This window comes from Erythrobacter sp. Dej080120_24, from assembly GCF_036322605.1.
Taxonomy (GTDB): Bacteria; Pseudomonadota; Alphaproteobacteria; order Sphingomonadales; family Sphingomonadaceae; genus Erythrobacter; species Erythrobacter aurantius.
On sequence record NZ_AP027262.1, the window covers coordinates 1594813 to 1614178 of the forward strand.

General features: G+C 63.3%; 21 protein-coding genes. 10 read left to right on the top strand and 11 right to left on the bottom strand.

What is annotated here, in order from left to right:
• Window positions 1–35 precede the first annotated feature (35 nt).
• On the top strand, window positions 36–1373 hold the full coding sequence (locus AABA34_RS07630; RefSeq protein WP_445083767.1) for a PQQ-binding-like beta-propeller repeat protein: 1338 nt from the start codon (window positions 36–38) through the stop codon (window positions 1371–1373).
• Window positions 1374–1473: 100 nt separating this feature from the next.
• A complete protein-coding gene (locus AABA34_RS07635) occupies window positions 1474–2865 on the top strand; it encodes a methyltransferase family protein (RefSeq protein WP_338304594.1) in 1392 nt (463 codons plus the stop codon).
• A gap of 7 nt (window positions 2866–2872) precedes the next feature.
• On the opposite strand, the gene AABA34_RS07640 is transcribed toward AABA34_RS07635, so the two are convergent.
• From AABA34_RS07640 to AABA34_RS07655, 4 genes are all read right to left on the bottom strand, one after another.
• Entirely contained in the window at window positions 2873–3172 is a 300-nt protein-coding gene (locus AABA34_RS07640) for a putative quinol monooxygenase (protein ID WP_338304595.1), read from the bottom strand.
• Window positions 3173–3180: 8 nt separating this feature from the next.
• Complete coding sequence (locus tag AABA34_RS07645; protein WP_338304596.1) at window positions 3181–3483, bottom strand: putative quinol monooxygenase; 303 nt, start codon at window positions 3481–3483, stop codon at window positions 3181–3183.
• A gap of 17 nt (window positions 3484–3500) precedes the next feature.
• On the bottom strand, window positions 3501–4874 hold the full coding sequence (locus tag AABA34_RS07650; RefSeq protein WP_034952828.1) for a glutamate--cysteine ligase: 1374 nt from the start codon (window positions 4872–4874) through the stop codon (window positions 3501–3503).
• A 63-nt stretch (window positions 4875–4937) separates the two neighbouring features.
• Window positions 4938–5708 (bottom strand): 16S rRNA (uracil(1498)-N(3))-methyltransferase, encoded by a 771-nt coding sequence (locus tag AABA34_RS07655; protein WP_338304597.1) that lies wholly within the window; start codon window positions 5706–5708, stop codon window positions 4938–4940.
• A 39-nt stretch (window positions 5709–5747) separates the two neighbouring features.
• Between AABA34_RS07655 and AABA34_RS07660 the strand changes: the two genes are divergently transcribed.
• The 3 genes from AABA34_RS07660 to AABA34_RS07670 are packed head-to-tail and all read left to right on the top strand — an operon-like array spanning window position 5748 to window position 7688.
• On the top strand, window positions 5748–6149 hold the full coding sequence (locus AABA34_RS07660) for a hypothetical protein (RefSeq protein WP_338304598.1): 402 nt from the start codon (window positions 5748–5750) through the stop codon (window positions 6147–6149).
• Complete coding sequence (gene ubiA, locus AABA34_RS07665; protein ID WP_338304599.1) at window positions 6146–7054, top strand: 4-hydroxybenzoate octaprenyltransferase; 909 nt, start codon at window positions 6146–6148, stop codon at window positions 7052–7054. The genes AABA34_RS07660 and ubiA overlap by 4 nt, the downstream gene beginning before the upstream one ends.
• Window positions 7055–7058: 4 nt before the next feature.
• A complete protein-coding gene (locus AABA34_RS07670; RefSeq protein WP_338304600.1) occupies window positions 7059–7688 on the top strand; it encodes an SOS response-associated peptidase in 630 nt (209 codons plus the stop codon).
• A gap of 25 nt (window positions 7689–7713) precedes the next feature.
• On the opposite strand, the gene AABA34_RS07675 is transcribed toward AABA34_RS07670, so the two are convergent.
• On the bottom strand, window positions 7714–8109 hold the full coding sequence (locus AABA34_RS07675; RefSeq protein WP_338304601.1) for a VOC family protein: 396 nt from the start codon (window positions 8107–8109) through the stop codon (window positions 7714–7716).
• Window positions 8110–8223: 114 nt separating this feature from the next.
• Between AABA34_RS07675 and soxR the strand changes: the two genes are divergently transcribed.
• Entirely contained in the window at window positions 8224–8691 is a 468-nt protein-coding gene (gene soxR / locus AABA34_RS07680; RefSeq protein WP_338304602.1) for a redox-sensitive transcriptional activator SoxR, read from the top strand.
• Here the strand turns inward: soxR and AABA34_RS07685 are convergent.
• The 3 genes from AABA34_RS07685 to AABA34_RS07695 form a co-directional block, all read right to left on the bottom strand.
• The gene (locus tag AABA34_RS07685) at window positions 8688–9227 is read right to left on the bottom strand and encodes a SixA phosphatase family protein (RefSeq protein ID WP_338304603.1); all 540 of its coding nucleotides are present in this window, start codon (window positions 9225–9227) and stop codon (window positions 8688–8690) included. The two genes, soxR and AABA34_RS07685, sit on opposite strands and share 4 nt — an antisense overlap.
• Window positions 9228–9317: 90 nt before the next feature.
• A complete protein-coding gene (locus tag AABA34_RS07690; protein WP_338304604.1) occupies window positions 9318–9968 on the bottom strand; it encodes a hypothetical protein in 651 nt (216 codons plus the stop codon).
• Window positions 9965–12745, bottom strand: a complete 2781-nt coding sequence (locus tag AABA34_RS07695; RefSeq protein ID WP_445083768.1) for an ATP-dependent DNA helicase — start codon at window positions 12743–12745, stop codon at window positions 9965–9967. The genes AABA34_RS07690 and AABA34_RS07695 overlap by 4 nt, the downstream gene beginning before the upstream one ends.
• Window positions 12746–13292: 547 nt before the next feature.
• Here AABA34_RS07695 and AABA34_RS07700 point away from each other — a divergent pair.
• The gene (locus tag AABA34_RS07700; protein WP_338304605.1) at window positions 13293–14903 is read left to right on the top strand and encodes a lysine--tRNA ligase; all 1611 of its coding nucleotides are present in this window, start codon (window positions 13293–13295) and stop codon (window positions 14901–14903) included.
• Window positions 14904–14952: 49 nt separating this feature from the next.
• Here the strand turns inward: AABA34_RS07700 and AABA34_RS07705 are convergent, their stop codons facing one another.
• Window positions 14953–15621, bottom strand: coding sequence for a prolyl hydroxylase family protein (locus tag AABA34_RS07705; protein WP_338304606.1), 669 nt, complete (start codon window positions 15619–15621; stop codon window positions 14953–14955).
• Between the two features lie 88 nt (window positions 15622–15709).
• Window positions 15710–16822, bottom strand: coding sequence for an RcnB family protein (locus AABA34_RS07710; protein WP_338304607.1), 1113 nt, complete (start codon window positions 16820–16822; stop codon window positions 15710–15712).
• A gap of 179 nt (window positions 16823–17001) precedes the next feature.
• Between AABA34_RS07710 and AABA34_RS07715 the strand changes: the two genes are divergently transcribed.
• Window positions 17002–17583: a pyridoxamine 5'-phosphate oxidase family protein gene (locus AABA34_RS07715; protein WP_338304608.1), complete on the top strand. Its 582-nt coding sequence runs from the start codon at window positions 17002–17004 to the stop codon at window positions 17581–17583.
• Here the strand turns inward: AABA34_RS07715 and AABA34_RS07720 are convergent.
• Window positions 17580–18272: a GGDEF domain-containing protein gene (locus AABA34_RS07720; RefSeq protein ID WP_338304609.1), complete on the bottom strand. Its 693-nt coding sequence runs from the start codon at window positions 18270–18272 to the stop codon at window positions 17580–17582. The two genes, AABA34_RS07715 and AABA34_RS07720, sit on opposite strands and share 4 nt — an antisense overlap.
• Window positions 18273–18422: 150 nt before the next feature.
• Here AABA34_RS07720 and AABA34_RS07725 point away from each other — a divergent pair, with 150 nt between their 5' ends.
• On the top strand, window positions 18423–18620 hold the full coding sequence (locus AABA34_RS07725; protein WP_034952859.1) for a 2-hydroxymuconate tautomerase: 198 nt from the start codon (window positions 18423–18425) through the stop codon (window positions 18618–18620).
• On the top strand, window positions 18610–19359 hold the full coding sequence (locus tag AABA34_RS07730; protein ID WP_338304610.1) for an SDR family oxidoreductase: 750 nt from the start codon (window positions 18610–18612) through the stop codon (window positions 19357–19359). The genes AABA34_RS07725 and AABA34_RS07730 overlap by 11 nt, the downstream gene beginning before the upstream one ends.
• Window positions 19360–19366: the final 7 nt, after the last annotated feature.

Genomic DNA, 19366 nt, shown 5'->3' on the forward strand with positions numbered 1-19366 from the left:
ACTGAAGTGATTTGGACGGACGGATGCTTATGCGAATGACGGGGAAAAAGGGTGCGCTCGCAGCGGGCGTTCTGGCGATGTTGCTGACGGGCTGCGGCGGAGGCGGCCTCTTCGGGGGCGGCAAGAAAACGACCCCTACAGTGGGCAACCGTACGCCGATCCTCTCGCGCATCGAAAGCGGCGCTTCGGTTGATCCCGCGCTCGCGGGTGTCAGCGTGGTTCTACCCCCTGCCAGCGTGAACGCGGAATGGGCGCAGGTCGGCGGTTCGGCCAGCAAATCCTACGGCCACCTCGCGCTGGGGCAGAATCCGACCAAGGTCTGGAGCGCTCGCATAGCCGGTTCGTCCGACCGGGTGCGGCTCGCCGCTTCGCCGGTCATTGGTGGCCAGATGCTGTTCGCCGAAGGCACTGACGGCACGATCCACGCGTTCGACAAGAACACTGGCGCAAGGCTCTGGGAGCGCGCCGAAGAAAACATGGAAAAAGACCTGCGCCCCGCCGCTTTCGGTGGCGGTGTCAGCTATGACAACGGCATCATCTACGCGACCAACGGCGTGGGCGATGTAAAGGCCATGACCGCCCAGACTGGCGAGTCGCTGTGGAAAGTGAAGCCTGCCGGGCCGCTGCGCGGTTCGCCGACGATCGCCTTTGGCCAGGTGTTCGTGATGACGCAGGACAACCAGATCATCTCGCTCGATGCGCGTAATGGTGACTTGCTGTGGAACGAGAGTGGATCGACCACGCAAAGCGGCGTGTTCGGCGTGGCCGCTCCGGCCGCGGGGCAGGGCACGGTGATCGCAGGTTATTCCAGCGGTGAACTGAGCGCCTATCGCTACGAAAACGGCCGTATCCTGTGGGCTGACGCACTGGCGCGGACCAATATCTCTACCACCGTCAGCTCGATCACCGATATCGACGCCGATCCGATTATCGATTCGGGCCGTGTCTATGCGCTGGGTCAGGGCGGTCGCATGGCGGCCTATGAACTGGTGACCGGGCAGCGCATCTGGGAACTGAATCTCGCGGGAATTTCCACCCCGGCCATCGCTGGCGAGTGGATCTTCACCCTTACCGACGATGCCCGCCTGTTGGCGATCGCGCGTTCGACGGGCCGGGTGCGCTGGATCACCCAGTTGCAGCAGTTCCGCGACGAAAAGGACCGTGAGGGCCCGATTTTCTGGGTTGGACCGGTGCTGGCCGGCGGCAATCTCTGGGTTGCCAGCTCACGCGGGGAAATCTGGAAGGTGAGCACCGGCGAAGGTTCGGCGCAGCTTTTTGCGGACATCGATCAGCCAGTCAGCCTCGCTCCGGTTGTGGCCGACAACTACCTTTACGTCCTCGACGACAGCGGCACGATCCACGCCTGGCGTTGAGCCGCAGCCGTTAACCTTTGGCCGCCCGGCGTTTCGTGACGGAACGCCGCCGGTTTTGGGAGCGGAGAATTAACCCTTTGGCGCTATGCGCTTTCGGGTGATGACTTCGCTATTCCATCCTGCTGCTGCGCAAAAGCGCCCCGCGCCGCCAAAGAGCGACGTTTCGAGCGGCGTTGGCCTTGCCGGTCTGCTCGGGCTGTTCGTCTGGATCCTTTTCTGCCGCACATTCCCGCAACTGGCCGAATGGGTCGGGCTGGAAGGGGAATATGGCGTTCTCTCAGGCCCCAACGCGGCGCTTACGGCGATGCTGTTCACCGCAGGTCCGATGGCGATCTGGTCAATTCTGGTGGACAGGGTGCACCTGCGTCCCTCGACCGGGCTCGACTGGAGCCTCAAACGCAGCGTCAACGATGTGGCCGCATTCTCCGCCGTCAAGATTGTCGGCCTGTGGGTGACCTGGGCGATCATCGCCGGGTTGTATTGCATCTGCCGCTGGTATTGGGATGACAATTACCTGTTCGCGATGAATGTGATGGGTGTGGCGATCCTGCCGCTGGTGGTGGCATCGGTGCCCTATGTCATCTGGATCGACCGCTACATGGTCGAACCCAAGGATGCGACATGGCACTTTGGCGCGATGGTTCTGGGGCGGGGCGAATGGGATATGGAAGCCGTCAAAAAGCATTGGCGCGCATGGATCATCAAGGGCTTCTTCAGCGCGTTCATGATCTCGATCATCCCGCCGGGTTTTGCCGTGATTGTCGAAAGCGATCCGGCGGCAATCTTGTCCAACCCGGTCGAAATCGGGATGCTGCTGGTGACGCTGCTGTTCCTGATCGACGTGCAGATCGGGACGGTCGGCTATCTGTTCACCTTGCGCCCGCTGGATGCACATATCCGTTCGGGCAATCCCTTCCTTGCCGGCTGGCTGGCCGCGCTGCTGTGTTACCCGCCGTTTGCATGGGGTTTCTTTGGCAATGGCGTGCTCAGCTATGAAGTGAACACCGCGCATTGGGATTTCTGGTTGCAGGGCAATGAAGTCGCACTGTGGGCCTGGGCCGCCTTGCTGGTGTTCCTCACGGGCATCTACGCTTGGGCGACGGTGGCGTTCGGCATCCGCTTTTCCAACCTTACCTATCGCGGCGTGCTGACCAACGGGCCCTATCGCTTTACGCGGCACCCGGCCTATGTGTCGAAGAACCTGTTCTGGTGGTGTTCGGTCATGCCGTTCCTTGTCACCAGCGGTTCGCCGGTGGACATGATCCGCAACTGCTTCTTCCTCGCCGTGGTCAACGCGATCTATTATTGGCGTGCGCGCACCGAAGAGGCGCATTTGCTGGCCGAAGACCCGAAATACCGCGAGTATTACGACTGGATGGAGCAATACGGCCTTATCACCGCGCCGCTGGCGAAGGTGAAGCGGCGGCTGATGGGGCGGGTCGCCGGCCCCGGCAAGACTTCGGTCCCGGATGCGGTCGAACCGGCGGAATGATAGCGCGCTAGATGTAGAAACCGTCGTCGGTTTCGTGCGCGGTCAGTTCACGCTCCGACATCGCCAGCGACGATACCTGCGCGCGCCATTCGGCGATATGCGCGGTGCGAAAATGCGCTTCGAGCGCGGCGCGGTCGCGCCATTTCTCGCTCACCCGCACCAGTCCCTTGTCGAGAACATCAAGCGCATAGGCGTATTCGATGCAGCCTTCCTCGGCGCGGCTGGCCTTGATCATGTGTTCCATCACCGGGATGACCACTTCGATCATGCTGGGGGGAATGCGGAAGCTTCCGACGACAATTATCATGTCTGCTCTCACATCACCGGAGCGCCGTCGTCGGCCTCATATTTGGCGAGTTCGGTAATCTCGACTTCAAGACTGCCGAGTGCCTTTTGAAAAGCGGCCATATGCGGTGTCTGGAAGTGGAATAGCAGGGCGTCATTATCGACCCATTTCTCCACGATATGCAGCTTCAACGGATCGAGAATGTCGATCGCGTAGGAATAGCCGATACAGCCTTCCTCGGCACGCGAAGCCTCGATCATCGTGGTGAGCGCCTCTCGCCCTGCATCAATAGTGCCTTCGCCAAGCTTTGCCTCGGCCAATACGATGAGCATGTCGTTCTCCTCCCCCCTCAGAACGAGTATTTGTAGACCTTTGAAACGTCTTCACCCCATTCGGAATGATAGGCATCCAGCAGGCGCTGGGCCGGAACCTTGCCGCTTTTCACGATCTCGTCCAGTGTTTCGAGATATCCTGTCTCATTGTCGCCGCTGGCATTGAGCTTTCCGCGTGCGGCGAGGCCGGCGTGGGCAATCGCCAAAGCTTCGCGGCCAAGATCCTGCATCGTGCCTTTTCCGCCCGGAAGCGGCGCATCAAGCGCAAGGCGCGGGGCATCGTTGCGCAATTGCTCGCGCTCTTCCATCGACCAGTCCTTGACCAGATCCCACGCCGCATCGAGCGCGCCTTGATCATACAACAGGCCGACCCAGAAGGCGGGCAGGGCGCAAATGCGGCTCCACGGGCCGCCATCGGCTCCGCGCATTTCGAGGAAGCTTTTCAGCCGCACTTCGGGAAAGGCGGTGGACAGGTGATCCCACCAATCGCTTGCCGTCGGGCGTTCGCCGGGGAGGACGGACAGCTTCCCATCCATGAAATCCCGGAACGACAGGCCCGCCGCGTCGATATATTTGCCGTCGCGGAAGACGAAATACATCGGCACATCCAGCATGTATTGCGCCCAGCGTTCGTAGCCGAAGCCGTCCTCGAACACGAAAGGCAGCATCCCGGTGCGGTGCGGATCGGTGTCCGACCAGATGTGCGAACGGTAGGAAAGGAAGCCGTTGGGCTTGCCTTCGGTAAAGGGCGAATTGGCGAACAGCGCGGTCGCCAACGGTTGCAGCGCAAGCCCGACGCGGAATTTCTGCACCATGTCGGCTTCGGACGAATAGTCGAGATTGACCTGAATCGTGCAGGTCCGCAGCATCATGTCGAGACCCAGATTGCCGACCTTGGGCATGTGATTCATCATGATCTTGTAGCGGCCCTTGGGCATCACGGGCAGTTCTTCGCGGGTCTTGTCCGGCCACATTCCGAGGCCGAGATAGCCGACCCCGCACCGCTCGCCGATTTCCTTGACCTGTGCCAGATGGCGCCCGGTTTCGGCGCAGGTCTCATGCAGGGTTTCCAGCGGCGCACCCGACAGTTCGAGCTGGCCCGCAGGTTCGAGGCTGACAGTGCCGTCGCTTCCGCGCATGGCGATGACCTTGCCGCCTTCCTCGACCGGTTCCCATCCGAACTCGGTAAGGTTCATCAGCAGGTCGTGGATGCCGCAAGGTTCGTCATAGGAAGGGGCGCGGCGATCGTCGCGCTTGTAGACGAGCTTTTCGTGTTCGGTGCCGATCCGCCAGTCCGCCTTGGGCTTTTCGCCGCGGATCATCGGTTCGATCAGATGATCAAGCGATTCGATGATCGGCTCGTCGGCGGCGGAGGCTTGGCGTGTGCTCATGTCAGTTGCCCTAGAAAACCGACTTGCCCGAGGGAAGCGTAAACTGCGTTGTGCGGTGCGAAGTCATTCTTCGTCCAGCCAGTCGCCTGCTTCCGCCATCCACACCGAAAGCGCGGCAATCGCAGCGGTTTCCCCGCGCAGGATGCGGGGGCCGAGCGATATGGCACGTGCCTGCGGATGTGCGCGAATGGCCGCGCGTTCGGCATCGTCGAAGCCGCCTTCGGGGCCGATCAGGATCGCAGCGGGGCCTTCGTGATAGCAGAACGCGTCGGCAGCCGGATCGCCGCCTTCCTCATCGGCAAAGAACAGGGCGCGGCCTTCCGGCCAGGCGCCCAGCAAGGCATCCAGCTTCACCGGCGCCTCCAGTTCGGGCAGCGCGGTGCGGGCACATTGTTCTGCCGCTTCGGTAGTGATCGTGCGGGCGCGTTCCAGATTGAGCTTGTCCGCCACACATCGGCGCGTGATCACGGGCTGGATGCGGGCGACGCCCAGTTCGGTGGCCTTTTCCAGCACGAAGTCGAACCGGTCTTTCTTGAGGAGGGCCGGGCAAAGCCACAGATCGGGCACTTCCTCCCGTTCGCGCAGGCGCTCCACCACTTCGAGCGTCACCGATCGCTTGCCCGCATCGACAACCCGCGTGGCCCATTCGCCGGTCTGATCGTCGCACACGATCACCGCGTCGCCCGGCGTGACCCGCATCACCCGGCCAAGATAATGCGCCTGCGTCCCATCAAGCGTGATCGCCCCGCCGGCTTCCAACGCCTGCTCCACAAACAGGCGCGGTGCACTTTTCGGAGGCCATGCCGGAATGCGAGGGGCGGGAGTTGCGGGCATGGCTTTCCTCTAGTCGCGCGCAAGGGTAGGGAGCAAGCCATGACCGCGCGCATCTGCCAATTCCTGATCGCAGCCGTGTTCCTCGGCCTTGGCGGCTGGGCGCTGTTGATGCCGGCCCATGTCATCGAACTCGCGCTGACCGAGCCTTACCGCGACACGGGCTTCATCATGCGCTTTGCCATCGCCTGCTTCGGCGCGCAGGCTGTGATGTTCGGGATTATGGCGCTGGTGGTGCGCTGGACTGCGCGCGCGTTCGCGGTGTTTGCCGTGGTCTTGCTGCCGTTCTTCGTCTTTAACTGGTATTTCCATTACGAAATGCCCGTCCTGACCTCGATCGGAATGCTCGATTTTGCCGGCAATCTGACCATGTTCATTGCCTGCCTGATCGGCTGGCGAGCCGCACGCAATGACGAGCGCAACGCGAACCGGAAGTTTGCATGACAGACCAAGTCGTCCCCGACACCGAACATCGTTCAATCATTGAGCGGCTGCCGCAATTACCGCGCGATCTGGCGCAGCTTGCGCGGTTTGACCGTCCGATCGGCTGGTGGCTGCTGTTCTGGCCCTGCGTTTTCGGAGTGTGGCTGGCGGGGGCGGGGGTGCAGTTTGCGCTGCTCGGCTGGCTGCTGCTGGGCGCGATTGCGATGCGCGGGGCAGGCTGCGTCTATAACGACATCGTCGATGCCGATCTGGATCGCAAGGTCGCCCGCACCGCCGCGCGACCTGTCGCAAGCGGGCGGGTGAGCAAGAAGCTGGCATGGGGCTGGCTCGTTTTCCTGTGCCTGATCGGGCTGTTGGTGTTGCTGCAATTGCGGCTGGAGGCGCAGGTTATCGCGCTGGCCAGCCTCGCTCTGGTGGCCGCCTATCCTTTCATGAAGCGGATCACCTGGTGGCCGCAGGCGTGGCTGGGCATGGTGTTCAACTGGGGGCTGCTGGTTGGCTGGTTCGAATTGCGTTTCGACAATTGGGAGGCGCTTGCCGCGATCTATACCGGGTGCATCTGCTGGGTGATCGGATACGATACGATCTATGCCCTGCAAGACCGGGAGGATGATGCGCTGGTGGGGATCAAGTCCTCTGCCCTGCGCATGGGTGGCAGGGTGCATGCCGGGGTTGCGGCATTCTATGGCGCGACAATCGCGCTGTGGGGGCTGGGTATCTGGCTTTACCGCCCGGATGTCTTTGCGCTTCTGGCGCTGCTGCCGGTGGCGATCCATCTGGCGTGGCAAGTCGCCACGCTTGACCCGGAAGACCCCGACAATCCGCTCGCCCGGTTCCGTTCAAACCGCTGGGCGGGCGCCTTGATGGCGGCGGCGTGCTTCGTCGTCGGAAACGCGGGCGCCTGATCCGATGTGCAACCTATACCGCATGACGAAAAACAAGGACGAGGTCGCCAAATGGTTTGATGCGATCGACGCGGCGGGTGGGGCGAATTTCGGGGAGGAAGTCTATCCCGGCTATCCCGGCCTTGTCGTCGCATCGGGCGAAGTCCGGCAGATGAGCTGGGGCTTTCCGCTGGTGATGAAGGGCAAGAAAGGTCAGCCGCTAAAGCCAAAGCCAGTCAACAACGCCCGGACGGACAAGCTCGACAGCTTTTTCTGGCGCAATTCGTTCGAACAGCGCCGCTGCCTGATCCCGGTTTCCGCATGGGCCGAGGCGCAGGGGGCAAAGGGCGCGAAAACCCGCACCTGGCTTTCGCTGGCCGATGCGGAGTTGTTCGCTGTTGCAGGCGTATGGCGCGACAGCGACGAATTCGGCACCTGCTATTCGATGGTGATGACCGACAGCGTCGGTTCGGCCGCAGAGGATGTCCACAGCCGGATGCCGGTGCTGCTGACGCCCGATCATTATGCGCGATGGCTGTCGGGATCGCCGCAGGATGCCAAGACGCTGTGCGCCGCTTGGCAGGGCGAAATCCGGATAGACCGCACCGATCAGCCCTGGGTAAAGGGCGCGGCGGTGCAGCGGGATTTGCTCTAAGGCCAGAACCCGCAATCGACCGGGATCAATCGGAATAGCTGACGATCTCGAATTCGATCCCGTCCCAGTCGAAGAAGTAGAACCGCTTGCCCGGTTCGTAATCGTCGTGGCCGAAAGGTTCGAGCCCGGCGGCCACCACCACCTGTTCTGCCGCTGCGATGTCATCCACCAGCAGGCCGATGTGATTGAGCGGCTGTCCCTTGGCATAGCGGCGATCCTTCTCCGCCTGCACTTCGGCATTGGTGTAGAGCGCGATGTAGGCGGCTCCATCGCCCGGTGCGCCGACATGGATCGTGTCGCCGCCCAATTGCGATTGGCCCTGCCAACGCACTTCCCAGCCGAGCAATTGCTTGAGCAGTTCGGCGCTGCGTTCGGGCCGGGTGACGGTGATGTTGGCGTGTTCGATGGTTCCTGTCGGCATTGCTTTGCACTCCTGTGGGGCGGCGGATCGTTCCGCTCGCGAATCAAGACGTGCAGCAACCATGCAATCTCAACCTAACTTGAGGTCAAGCTATTTTTCGGATATCTGGATTTCATGGCCCGGCACCTTTCCCCCAAAGACCTCATTCCCATCGGCGAAATGGCGCGGCGCACCGGGCTTTCGGTGTCGGCGATCCGTTTCTACGAAGACAAGCGCCTGATCGAGCCGATACGCACCGGCGGCAATCAGCGGCGGTTTCTGCGATCGGACATCCGCCGGTTAAGCTTCATCCTGATCGCGCAACAATTGGGCCTGTCGCTGGCGGAGATCGAGGCGGAGCTGGGCAAGCTTCCCCATGGCCGTACCCCCACCGCGCGCGATTGGCAGGGGATCAGCGCTTCGATCCGGCAGGTGCTGGATCGCAAGATCGCGCAGATGCAGTCGTTGCGCGATAGGCTGGACGGCTGCATCGGCTGCGGGTGCCTCAGCCTGACGCATTGCAAGCTCTACAATCCCGATGACAGGATGGCGACGCTGGGATCGGGGCCGCGCTATGTCCTCGACCCGCCGAAAGCGGGTTAGTATTCCGGCCCCAGTTCCGGATCCAAGTCGCGCGGGCGTGCGAAATGCACCAGCTTGGCGCAGCGCGGCCTCAAATCGGCCCAGCGATCGACATTGCATTCAAGCACGGCGTAGCTGGCGGTCGGAAACTTGACGCAGGCTTCGCGGAAAAGGTCGTTTTCGTGGGCGGGGGATACGAGTTCGAGGATGGTTTCTTGCAAGCCCGGATTGTGACCCGACATCAGGATCGCTTCGGCTTCATCCGCGCCTTCGCCAGCGTGGGCGACAGCCACTTCCATGATCGTGTCTGAACTGGCGAGATAGAGCTTTTCGTCGAGGATCGCGGGGATTTCGGGAATGCCGAGTTGCAGCGTTTCCGTGACCCGGACGGCAGGGCTGGCAATCAGACGGTCCCATTCGATGCCGTGGGCGCGGATATGGTCGCCCATCGTCACCGCACCGCGCCGACCGCGCTCGTTCAAACCGCGGTCGAAATCGCGCTTTGCCGTGTCGTCCCACTCGGACTTGGCATGGCGAAAGAGACCAAGGATTTTCACGACTCTGCTTTCCCCACCATGCGAAACATCTGCATCGCCCTATGCCATGCGCGCGGCGCATTGCAAATGCGACAAGGGCGGGGCGGCAGGTTATTCCTGCGTGTCCCGATCTTCCGCTTCTTCCCACTGCGAAGCCGGACGGAACAGGGCAAGCCCAATAAACACGATCAGCGCGAGCGTGGCGGTGCTGCACAGCAATTCCAGCGTGGGGGGAATGCGGAACGGGAAAGTCGCGATTTCGGCGGTCGCGCTGATGCCGGATTGCACCAGCGCGAGGCCCGGCAACCACAGGGCCACCGCACGATTGGCACCGTCGCGGGCCATATCCGGCATGGTTATCCTGACGATATCCGCGACCAGCCCAAGCGCGATCAGATTGCCGATGAAGAAACCGGTCCGTCCCGTTGCTGGAATGAAACTGTCCGCTGCCCACGCCACGACCAGCGCCGCCCCGAGAACAAGGGTGATGCGCCGTGAAGCCGTGCGTCCCAGCAACTGCTGAGCCAGCAGCCACAGCGCCAGCGGTGCGGCAAGGGCCGCAAGGCTCGCCAGCGCCGGCACCGCATCAGACGGAGCCGCCGGGGAAGGGGCCGCGATCATTTGCGCGATCAGGGTGATGGCGGTCGCGCCTGCCGTCATGCGCAGCGGTGCGCGGATCGCGCCTGCGGCAAGCTGGGCGACCAGCATCAGCCCTGCGCCCACCGCGATCATCCGCACAATCTGATCGATCTGTTCAATCATCCCCAGCTATCTGGGATCTCGTCGTCCAGCTTTCCAGCATCTTGCGCAGAAGGATTTGCATCCTCGCCGATCAGACCGTCCTTCACCCGCACCAGCGCTTCGTCCAGCGTCACCCGGCGCACCACCGTTCCTTCGGGAAAGGCGGACAGCAGGCGAGACGGGAAGGCGGGGGAGAGCACCACGAAATGCCCGTGATCCTCCTTGCCCCGGATCAGCCGTCCGAACGCCTGAGCCAGCCGCGCGCGGATGATCCTGTCGTCATGCGCGTTTCCGCCATTCGCGGCGCGGCGCGCCTTGTGCAGGATATCAGGGCGCGGCCAGGGCACGGATTCCATCACCACGCACCGCAGTGACCGTCCCGGCACATCAACCCCGTCGCGCAGGGCATCGGTGCCCAGCAGGCTGGCACGCGGATCGTCGCGGAAAATGTCCACCAGCGTGCCGGTGTCGATGGGATCGACGTGCTGGGCGTAAAGCGGCAGCCCTTCGCGTGCGAGCCTGTCGGCGATCCGCCCGTGCACTGCACGCAATCGCCGGATCGCGGTGAACAGGCCCAGCACCCCGCCGCCCGAAGCCTCGATCAACCGGGCATAGGCACCCGCAAGTCCCGGCAGATCACCCTTCTTCACATCGGTGACGATCAGCACCTCGGCGCGGCTGGCGTAATCGAACGGGCTTTGCGCGCTGGAGAGCAGCGGCTGGATTTCGAGATGCCCCGCACCGGAACGCGCGATCGCGCTTTCCCACGGGTCGCCCGTTTCCACACGGTCGGTCAGCGTCGCGCTGGTCAGCATCACGCCATGCGCGGGTTCCAGCACCACGCGGGCAAAAGGCCTCATCGGGTCGAGCCAGCGGCGGTGGATCGCCACGTCGAATTCGCGCGCGTCCGAACGGTCAACCGCCAGCCAGTCGACGAATTCCGGGTCCGCCGGGCCGCCCAGCCGATCGAGCAGCGCCTCCCACGCGGCGAGCAGATCGACCCGCCATTGCAGTGAGAACCGCGCGCCTTCGATCCGCGCGCGGCCTTGCCCGTCGAGCCAGTCGGGCGGGTCCGCGATGATTGCCTCCAGCCTTCCGCCCAGCCGCATTAAGGGGGTGCGGATCGCCGCCAGCGCCTCTGCCGCCGCGCCCGCCGCCTCAATCACCTCGCCGGGAAGCCCGCTGGCCTCGGTCTCGATCCCGTATCCCGCCTCTTGCCCGCTTTCATCGCGGGCATAGGTCGCAGATCGCACCGCCGACAGCAGCGCCTCAACCGGCCCCAATGGCTCGCCTTCGTGCAGCCGTTGCAGCCAGCCGTCACCGGGTAGCAGCGTCCCTGCCTCGCAGGCGTCCTCGATCGCTTCGCCGCCCGCCTCGTCATAGCTGGCGACATCGGCCAGGCGCGCCGCCAGACCGCGCCTGCGGCCCCGGTTCTTGCGCTCAGGCCCGGTGATCCAGCGCCGCAGCTCGATCGCCTCCTGCCCCGAAAGCGTCGCGGCAAAGGTGCTGTCGGCGGCTTCGAAGACGTGGTGCCCTTCGTCAAAGATGATGCGGGTGGGACGTTGAGCGTGATCGCGGCCTCTTGCTGCGTTGACCATCACCAGCGCGTGATTGGCGATCACCAGATCGGCCTGTGCGCTGTCGCGCTGGCTGCGTTCGATGAAGCATTTGCGGTAATGCGGGCACCCGGCATAGATGCATTCGCCGCGCTGATCGGTCAGCGCCGCGATACCGCGCTTGCGGAACAGCGTGCCGAGCCAGCCGGGCAGATCGCCCCCGATCATGTCGCCATCGCGCGTGAACGAAGCCCAGCGCGCCACCAATTGCGCAAGGATCGCCGGGCGACCGGCAAAGCCGCCTTGCAGCGCATCCTCCAGATTGAGCAGGCACAGGTAGTTTTCGCGCCCCTTGCGCACCACCACCGGCGGGGTGCCGTCGGGCCGTTTGAGCGGCCACGCGCGGCGGCTTTCGCTACGCAGCTGGCGTTGAAGGTTCTTGGTGAAGGTGGACACCCACACCGTTCCGCCCGATGCCGCCGTCCAGACCGAGGCCGGGGCAAGATAGCCCAAAGTCTTGCCGATCCCGGTCCCCGCCTGCGCCAACGCCACATGCGGCTGTTCGTTGCGCTGGCGCGGGGCGAAGATGCGGGCGACATCCTGCGCATAGGCGCGCTGCCCGTCGCGCAGTTCGGAGCCTTTGCCGGTCAGCGCGTCAAGCTGCGCCAGCACCTGTTCGGATGGCAGCTCAACCTGCTGGGGCGGAGCGCGTTCGCCTGCCTCCTCCCATTCGGGCAGGGCGGAAAACAACCATTTCTCCGCCTTTTCGGGGCGTGCGATATGCGGCTTCAGCACCTGCGCCCACGGCCAGCGCAGCCCTTCAAGCGATTGCAGCGCCGACCATGCGCCCGCGCGTTCGAACCATTCGGGGTTTTCGCAAGCCGCCACCAGCGCGCCTGCGGCCGCTTGCAGGAAGGCGGGAACGTGCTCGTCGCCTTCGGGCTCTGCAATCTCCAGCGCTTCGGCAAGGCCCCTTGGCGTGGGGACACAGAACCGCGCCGGATGGACGAAGGCGAACAGTTCGAGCAGGTCGAGGCCCGAAAGATCGGGATAGCCCAGCCGGTTTGCCACCAGCGGAGCGTTGATCAGCAGCACCGGCGTATCGGCGGCGGCCATGATCGCTTCGCCCTTTGAAACCGCGCCGGTTACTCCGTTTGCCGGACGCAGCCAGTTGCCCGCATGGCTGGCGTGGAGCGCGGGCAGCGGAAGTGGGACGGGCGAAGGGGCGGGGGGATCGGACACGACGGGCAGATGATGCGCGGCAAGCGGGCGTAAGTAAACGTGGCGGCCCCGCGCTATCCCAATCCGGCGAGCCTGCGCGAAGAGGGACGATCCGGCCCGTTGCGCCAACGCCTTTGGCCTAACCGTCCCTCCCGTGCGACCCTAAGGGTGGTAAACCCTCGGGCTAGGCTGTGATTGCGCGACTTCCGGTCTGGGTAGCACGCGATGTTATCTAATCTCATTAACGTCATGCGCGATTTGTCTCCTTTGTACAAGGGTTTGCGGTGATCTGTGCCATGCGGGGGACAGGGCTTTCCTACTTGCAGCGCGAACGGCAGGATCGGGTGATGATCATGCGACCGCGAACCCGCACTCCAATGCTTATGCGAAAAGTCACAGTCGGATGGCTCGCAACAGCCCTCAATCACCCGGCTTTCCGGGCTTTTTGGAGATCCGGCGGTTTTTTTAACAGGGCGGGATCGGTGTCACACCCCGCAGCCCGATCGGGAACCCTTCGACGCGATTCGCGCTTGTATGCCGCCCCCCCTTCTGCAAATGCGCGAGCGCTATGACTGATACAGCACTGATCGAAGCCGCACGTTCATCCAAGGCCTGGCCGTTCCAGGAGGCGCAGCGGCTTGCCAAACGCCTTCGTGACGGAAAGCCCGATGGCGCGCCTGTGCTGTTCGAAACCGGCTATGGCCCCTCGGGCCTGCCGCATATCGGCACCTTTCAGGAAGTCTTGCGCACCACTCTGGTTCGCCGCGCCTATGAGGCGCTTACGGGGCAGAAAACGCGTCTGGTCGCCTTCAGCGATGACATGGACGGGCTGCGCAAGGTGCCCGACAATGTACCGAACAAGGAAATGCTCGCGGCCAATCTCGGCAAGCCGCTGTCGCGCATCCCCAATCCGTTCGACACCGATCACGAAAGCTTTGCCGCGCACAACAACGCGATGCTGCGCGACTTCCTCGACCGTTTCGGCTTCGACTACGAATTCGTCAGCTCGTCCGATCGCTACAACAGCGGCGCGTTCGACGATGCCTTGCGCGGGGTGCTGCGCAATTTCGATGCGATCATGGACATCATGCTGCCGACGCTGGGTGAAGAGCGGCGCAAGACCTATTCGCCGGTCATGCCCGTTTCGCCCACCACGGGCGTGGTGTTGCAGGTGCCGATCGAGGTGGTGGACGCCGATGCAGGCCTGATCCGCTTCACCGATGAAGACGGCAGCGTCGTCGAACAATCGGCGCTGGGCGGCATGTCCAAGTGCCAATGGAAGGTCGACTGGGCGATGCGCTGGGTCGCGCTGGGCGTCGATTACGAGATGTACGGCAAGGACTTGACCGACAGCGGCGTGCAGTCTGGCAAGATCGCGCGCGTGCTCGGCGGCAATAAGCCCGAGGGGCTGATCTACGAGCTGTTCCTCGACGCCAAGGGCGAGAAGATTTCGAAGTCCAAGGGCAACGGCCTCACCATCGAGGAATGGCTGACCTATGGCAGCGAGGAAAGCATCGGCTACTACATCTTCGCCAATCCCAAGAGCGCGAAGCAGTTGCACGCGGGCGTGATTCCCAAGGCGATTGACGATTACTGGCAGTTCCGTGCCGCTTTGCCGACACAGCCGCTCGACAAGCAGCTGGGTAATCCGGTGTGGCACTTGCTGCGCGCGAACGAGACGCTGGAAACTGCCGATGCGCCGGGGGCTGGGGACAGCCTTTCGGTGCCTTACAGCCTGCTGTTGAACCTTGTCAGCGTCCTGGGGCTGGAGGCGACGCCTGCAAACCTTGCCGAATATGTGACGAGTTACACCGGCGGCCCGATCGACGATCCGGCGCTGATGCGGCTGATCCAATGCGCGGTGAACTACAATCGCGATTTCGTCGCTCCGACGCTGTCGAAGCGCGCGCCTGCGGGCGGCGAAGTCGCGGCGCTCAAGGAACTCGACGCGCAGCTTGCTGCGGCAGACCCGGCGACCAGTGCCGAGGATTTGCAGACCATGGTCTATGAAATCGGCAAGCGCGAAGAATACGGGTTCGAGTCCCTGCGCGACTGGTTCAAGGCGCTCTACGAGACTTTGCTGGGCAGCGAGCAGGGCCCGCGCATGGGCAGTTTCATCGCGCTTTACGGTGTGGAGCCGACCCGCAAGCTGATCGCCGAGGCGCTGGAAAGGGCGTAACCGGCACGATCACCCGCACGGGCATTCGTGCCGCCAATACCCCTCTTTCCTACTTCCAGGTGCGCGTGCGATACCACTTGGTGATGACGTATTTGGCGCCTTTGATCACCGGGGTACCGGCGTGCATCGTATCCTCGTTCGGCGTGCCGTCGGGCAGGGCGTTGTTCCAGATAAGCAGCACGCCGGGCTTTGGCTCGATCTTGATGCCGATGTGGGTGAAATGGGTTTCGCCGCCTTCCTCGACATCGTTGAGGAAGGCCATTGTGGTCCAGCTGCGCTGACCGCCGCGTTTGCTTTCGTCCTGCCAATAGCGTTCGGAGGTGTAGAACCAGTCGTTGTGCGGCTTGAACTGTTGACCCGGAAGGTATCGCTGCCCCTGAATCGCCTCGCCGATGGCAGATGGCAGGCCGAGCAGGTCGTCGATCCTGCGACTGATCCCTTTGACGAAGCTGTCATGCGGATCGAGATCGCCCGAATAGGAAGTGCGGAAACCGCTTTCATAGCCGAGTTCGTGCAGCGATGAAGGTCGCGCGGTGTGATCGACCATCAGGCACAGCCGCTCGCATTCGGCGGCGCTCAGGAAACCGCCGACTGCGAACAGTTCGGCCATGTCGGTATCGATCTTGTAGACGCCGGGATCAGCGGCCAGCCGTTCGCGCACGGTCTTGCCGACGCGGCGCAGGGCATCCTGATCGGGAATGGTTTCAGTCTTGGACATGCATGGTGCTTAGCAAGCCGGACGCAAAACAAAACCCCCGCCGGATCGCTCCGGCGGGGGTCGCGCTCCCAGAGGGAAGCTGTCCCGGTTACCAGAAGAAGTCGTGGATCACGTCAACCACTTCGCCGGTATAGATATCCACCAGGATCACGTCATCGTAATAGCGAACCCATTGATACGGCCCGTAAACCGGCGGCAGGCGATAGGCCCACGGATCGTTGATGAAATATCGCGGCTGGAAGAACAGGCTGTCGAGGAAGAACCCGATGCTCAGCCGGTTGTAACGGTGCGCGCGATAGGGGGCATAGTAACGGCCCAGGCGGAAGATGTTGCGGTTTGCCCGGCGATAATCATGCCAGCCGAACCGGCGATCCGAACGCCAGCCGCGCCGGTCCCAGCGACGGAAGTCGCGGTCGTTACGCCAGCCACGGTCCCCACGCCAACCGCGATCCCCGCGATAATCCCGGCGATTATCGCGCCAGCGACGGTTGTCGTCGCGATAGTCACGCCGTGCATCGTTCCGTCCGGCCCTTACGCCATCACGGAAACCGTCGCGCCGGATTTGCCGATCCTCGAACCGGTCGCGCTGACGCTCCGTCCGCACTCCATCGCGAAAACCGCGACGTTCGGCCCGATCGACCCGGCGTTCGTCACGCCTGTCGGACTGGTCAAAGCGGCGGGTGTCGCGACGGTCGATCCGGCGGTCGCGCTGTTCGAAGTTGCGTTCGCCCCGGCGTTCGATCCGATTGGCCCGACGATCCCCGCGCTGTTCGATCGTATCCGCGCGGCGCTCGCTGCGGCGGTCCACTTGCTGTGCCGCGCGATCGCGTCCCTGCTGCTCAAAGCGGTTCGCGCGCCGATCACCCCGGTTTTCGACCTGGTTGGCACGGCGTTCGCTCCGGCGATCAACCTGCTGGGCGCGCTGTTCGAACCGGCGTTCCTGGCGGACCGGGCGGGCGTCTGGTTCCGCCGTGCGGTTGCCGCGCTGCTCGAAGCCGCGATTTCCGCGCGCCGGGGCGCTGGAGTTCTGATTGTTGCGGTTGGCCCGACGTTCCGAACGGCGATCCTGCCGGTCCTGCTGAAACGCGCTGCCTGCCTCTGCCGCGGTTGCGGCCTCGACGGGTTCGGGCGGTGCGACGAAAGCCAATGCCAATGCAAGGGCGGACAGCGCACTGCCCCTGAAGAACAGGGTTATGTCCATGAGTTGCCTCCTGAGTTGCCGCCCCACCACTCACGGCGGGATTGTTACGTCTTGATACACAGGTTCTAGGGACGAGTCGCTGACCCCTTGCTTAACCGGTTGGGTTGCCAATTGTTCATGTTGGGGTTCATTTAAATGAACATCTTGACCGTGACACTCAAAGGACCAAAGGGCGAAGAATGTTCGAAACCCTTGAAGATGTGCGGCGTGATCTGGTCGGGCGGCTGGCCCGTGCGGCAAAGGACCGCAAATCGCCCATGCATGTGCCAGCGGTCGTCACCAGTGATGTCGATGCACGCGGAATGGTGCTGCGCGAATTCAATTACGAGGCATGGACGCTGCGCTTCCACACCGACACCCGCGCGCCAAAGGTCGCGGCGATTGACGCCGATCCACGCATGGCGGTGCTGTTCTATGACAAGGCGGCAAAGATCCAGATCCGGGTGCGCGGTACGGGCAGGGTGCTGCGGGATGATCCCCTGACGGATATGGCGTGGGCCAACGGATCGAACTTTGCGCGCCGCTGCTATCTTGGTGACGGGCCGGGCACAGTCGGCGAGCAGCCGACATCAGGCCTGCCTGACGATCTGGAAGGCGTCCAGCCCACTGACGAGCAGTTGATCCCGGCACGCGATCATTTCGCGGTGCTGCTGGTTGAGCTGGCAGAGCTGGACTGGCTTTATCTCGCGCACACAGGCCATGTCCGGGCACAGTTCGTCCGCGTCGAGGGGGAATGGCAGGGGCGCTGGGTTTCGCCCTAGGCCGCAGCCGCGTCGTCCCCGCCTTCGCATCTGGCAATCGGATCGGGGGCAGGGAGCATCATCACCTCTTCCCATTCGCTGGCGGTCATGATCTGGTCTTCACCGGAAGCGCGGGCCGCAGCCAGAGCCATGTCGGCCCGTTTGCGCCAATCATCCTCGCTTTCGCCCAGTCGTCTTGCGGCCACGCCAAAGCTGGCGGAAAGGCGCATTCCGTCACCCATTCCTGGCACCTTTGTCCGCCCGATGGTCTTGAGCAGGCGCTTTGCGATCCCGCTGGCTTCCTCCTCGGATGCACCATGAGCCAGGATCACGAACGATCCGTCGCCTTCGGGGCCTTCGGTCTGCACCACCATATCGGTCTTGCGCACGCCGGCACGCATCACCTGTGCCACCTGTTTCACCGCATTTGCGCGTGTTTCCGGGCCCCACAGAGTGCGCACTTGCGACAGGTGATCGATCTGGCCGCGCAGCACCGCCCCGCGCGGCTTGAACGGCGAGACACGCCGCTCGGTGGCTTCGATCTCGGCCTCGAAACGATCAGGCGAGAAGAAGCCGTTGAGCGGATCGACAGCCTCTCGTGCACGATTGTTCGAACGCAGGGCATAGGCCGTCATGCCGGCGGCAAGCACCATTGCTGAAACCAGCGCTACCGCCGGATCGGAAAAATCTGTCTGCGCGAACCCTTGCATTGCGACGCCCCTGTCTTGCTTTGCAGTAAGGGTTTTTGCGCGATGCGTGGTTAAGTTGGCGTAAAGGGTGCGTTCAATGATTGCCGCCCGCTTGATCCTTGTCGCAGAACACGCGACGCATGGGGAAAGAGCTGAAAAGGGAAAAAGCGAATGCCGATTGTTTCGATCCACATGCGCAAGGGCCGCAAGCCCGAGGCGAAGAAGATGCTGCTGCGCAAGGTCACTGATGCAGTTGCAGAATCGATAGGGGCCGATCCGGGCAAGATCCGCGTATTGATCCATGAAGTGGATGACAGCCATTGGTCGGTCGGCGGCATCAGTTACGAGGATCAGGAAAATGGAACTTGAACTCAGCGGAAAGCGTGCACTTGTTCTGGGTGCCAGCCGGGGGCTTGGCGCGGCAATAGCTCAGGAATTGGCGAGCGAGGGAGCGAGCGTGCTGGGCGTGTCACGCAGCGGCACCGGACCGGGCGACTGGCAGACCATGGCGCAGGACCTGTCCGCGCCCGACGCCGCCGCCTCCATCGCTGACAGAGCGCGGGAAGGGCTGGGCGGGGTGGACATCCTCGTGAACAATTCCGGAGGCCCGCCGCCCAGCGCCGCGCAGGATACCGGCGGCGATGCGATCCTTGCCTCGGCCCAGCCAATGCTGGTGACATTGATCGAGCTGACGCGGGCGCTGCTGCCGGAAATGCGCGCTGGCGGATATGGCCGCATCCTGACGGTCACGTCGTCCGGCGTGCAGGAACCGATCCCCGGGCTTGCCCTGTCGAACACGATCCGCGCCGCGCTGCACGGTTTCATGAAGACGCTGGCTAAGGAGGTCGCCGCCGACGGGGTGACGGTCAACATGCTGATGCCCGGTCAGATCGACACGGATCGCCTGCGCGAACTCCATGGCGGAATGGCTGAGCGTATGGGCGTGCCGCTCGACGCGATGCGCGCCAAAGCGGTGGAGAACATCCCCACCGGCCGGTTTGGCGACCCGCGCGAATTCGCGGCGGTCGCGGCATTCCTCGCCAGCCCGCGCGCGTCCTACGTCACCGGACAGGAAATCGCCATCGACGGCGGGCTGCTGAAGGGGTGACGACACC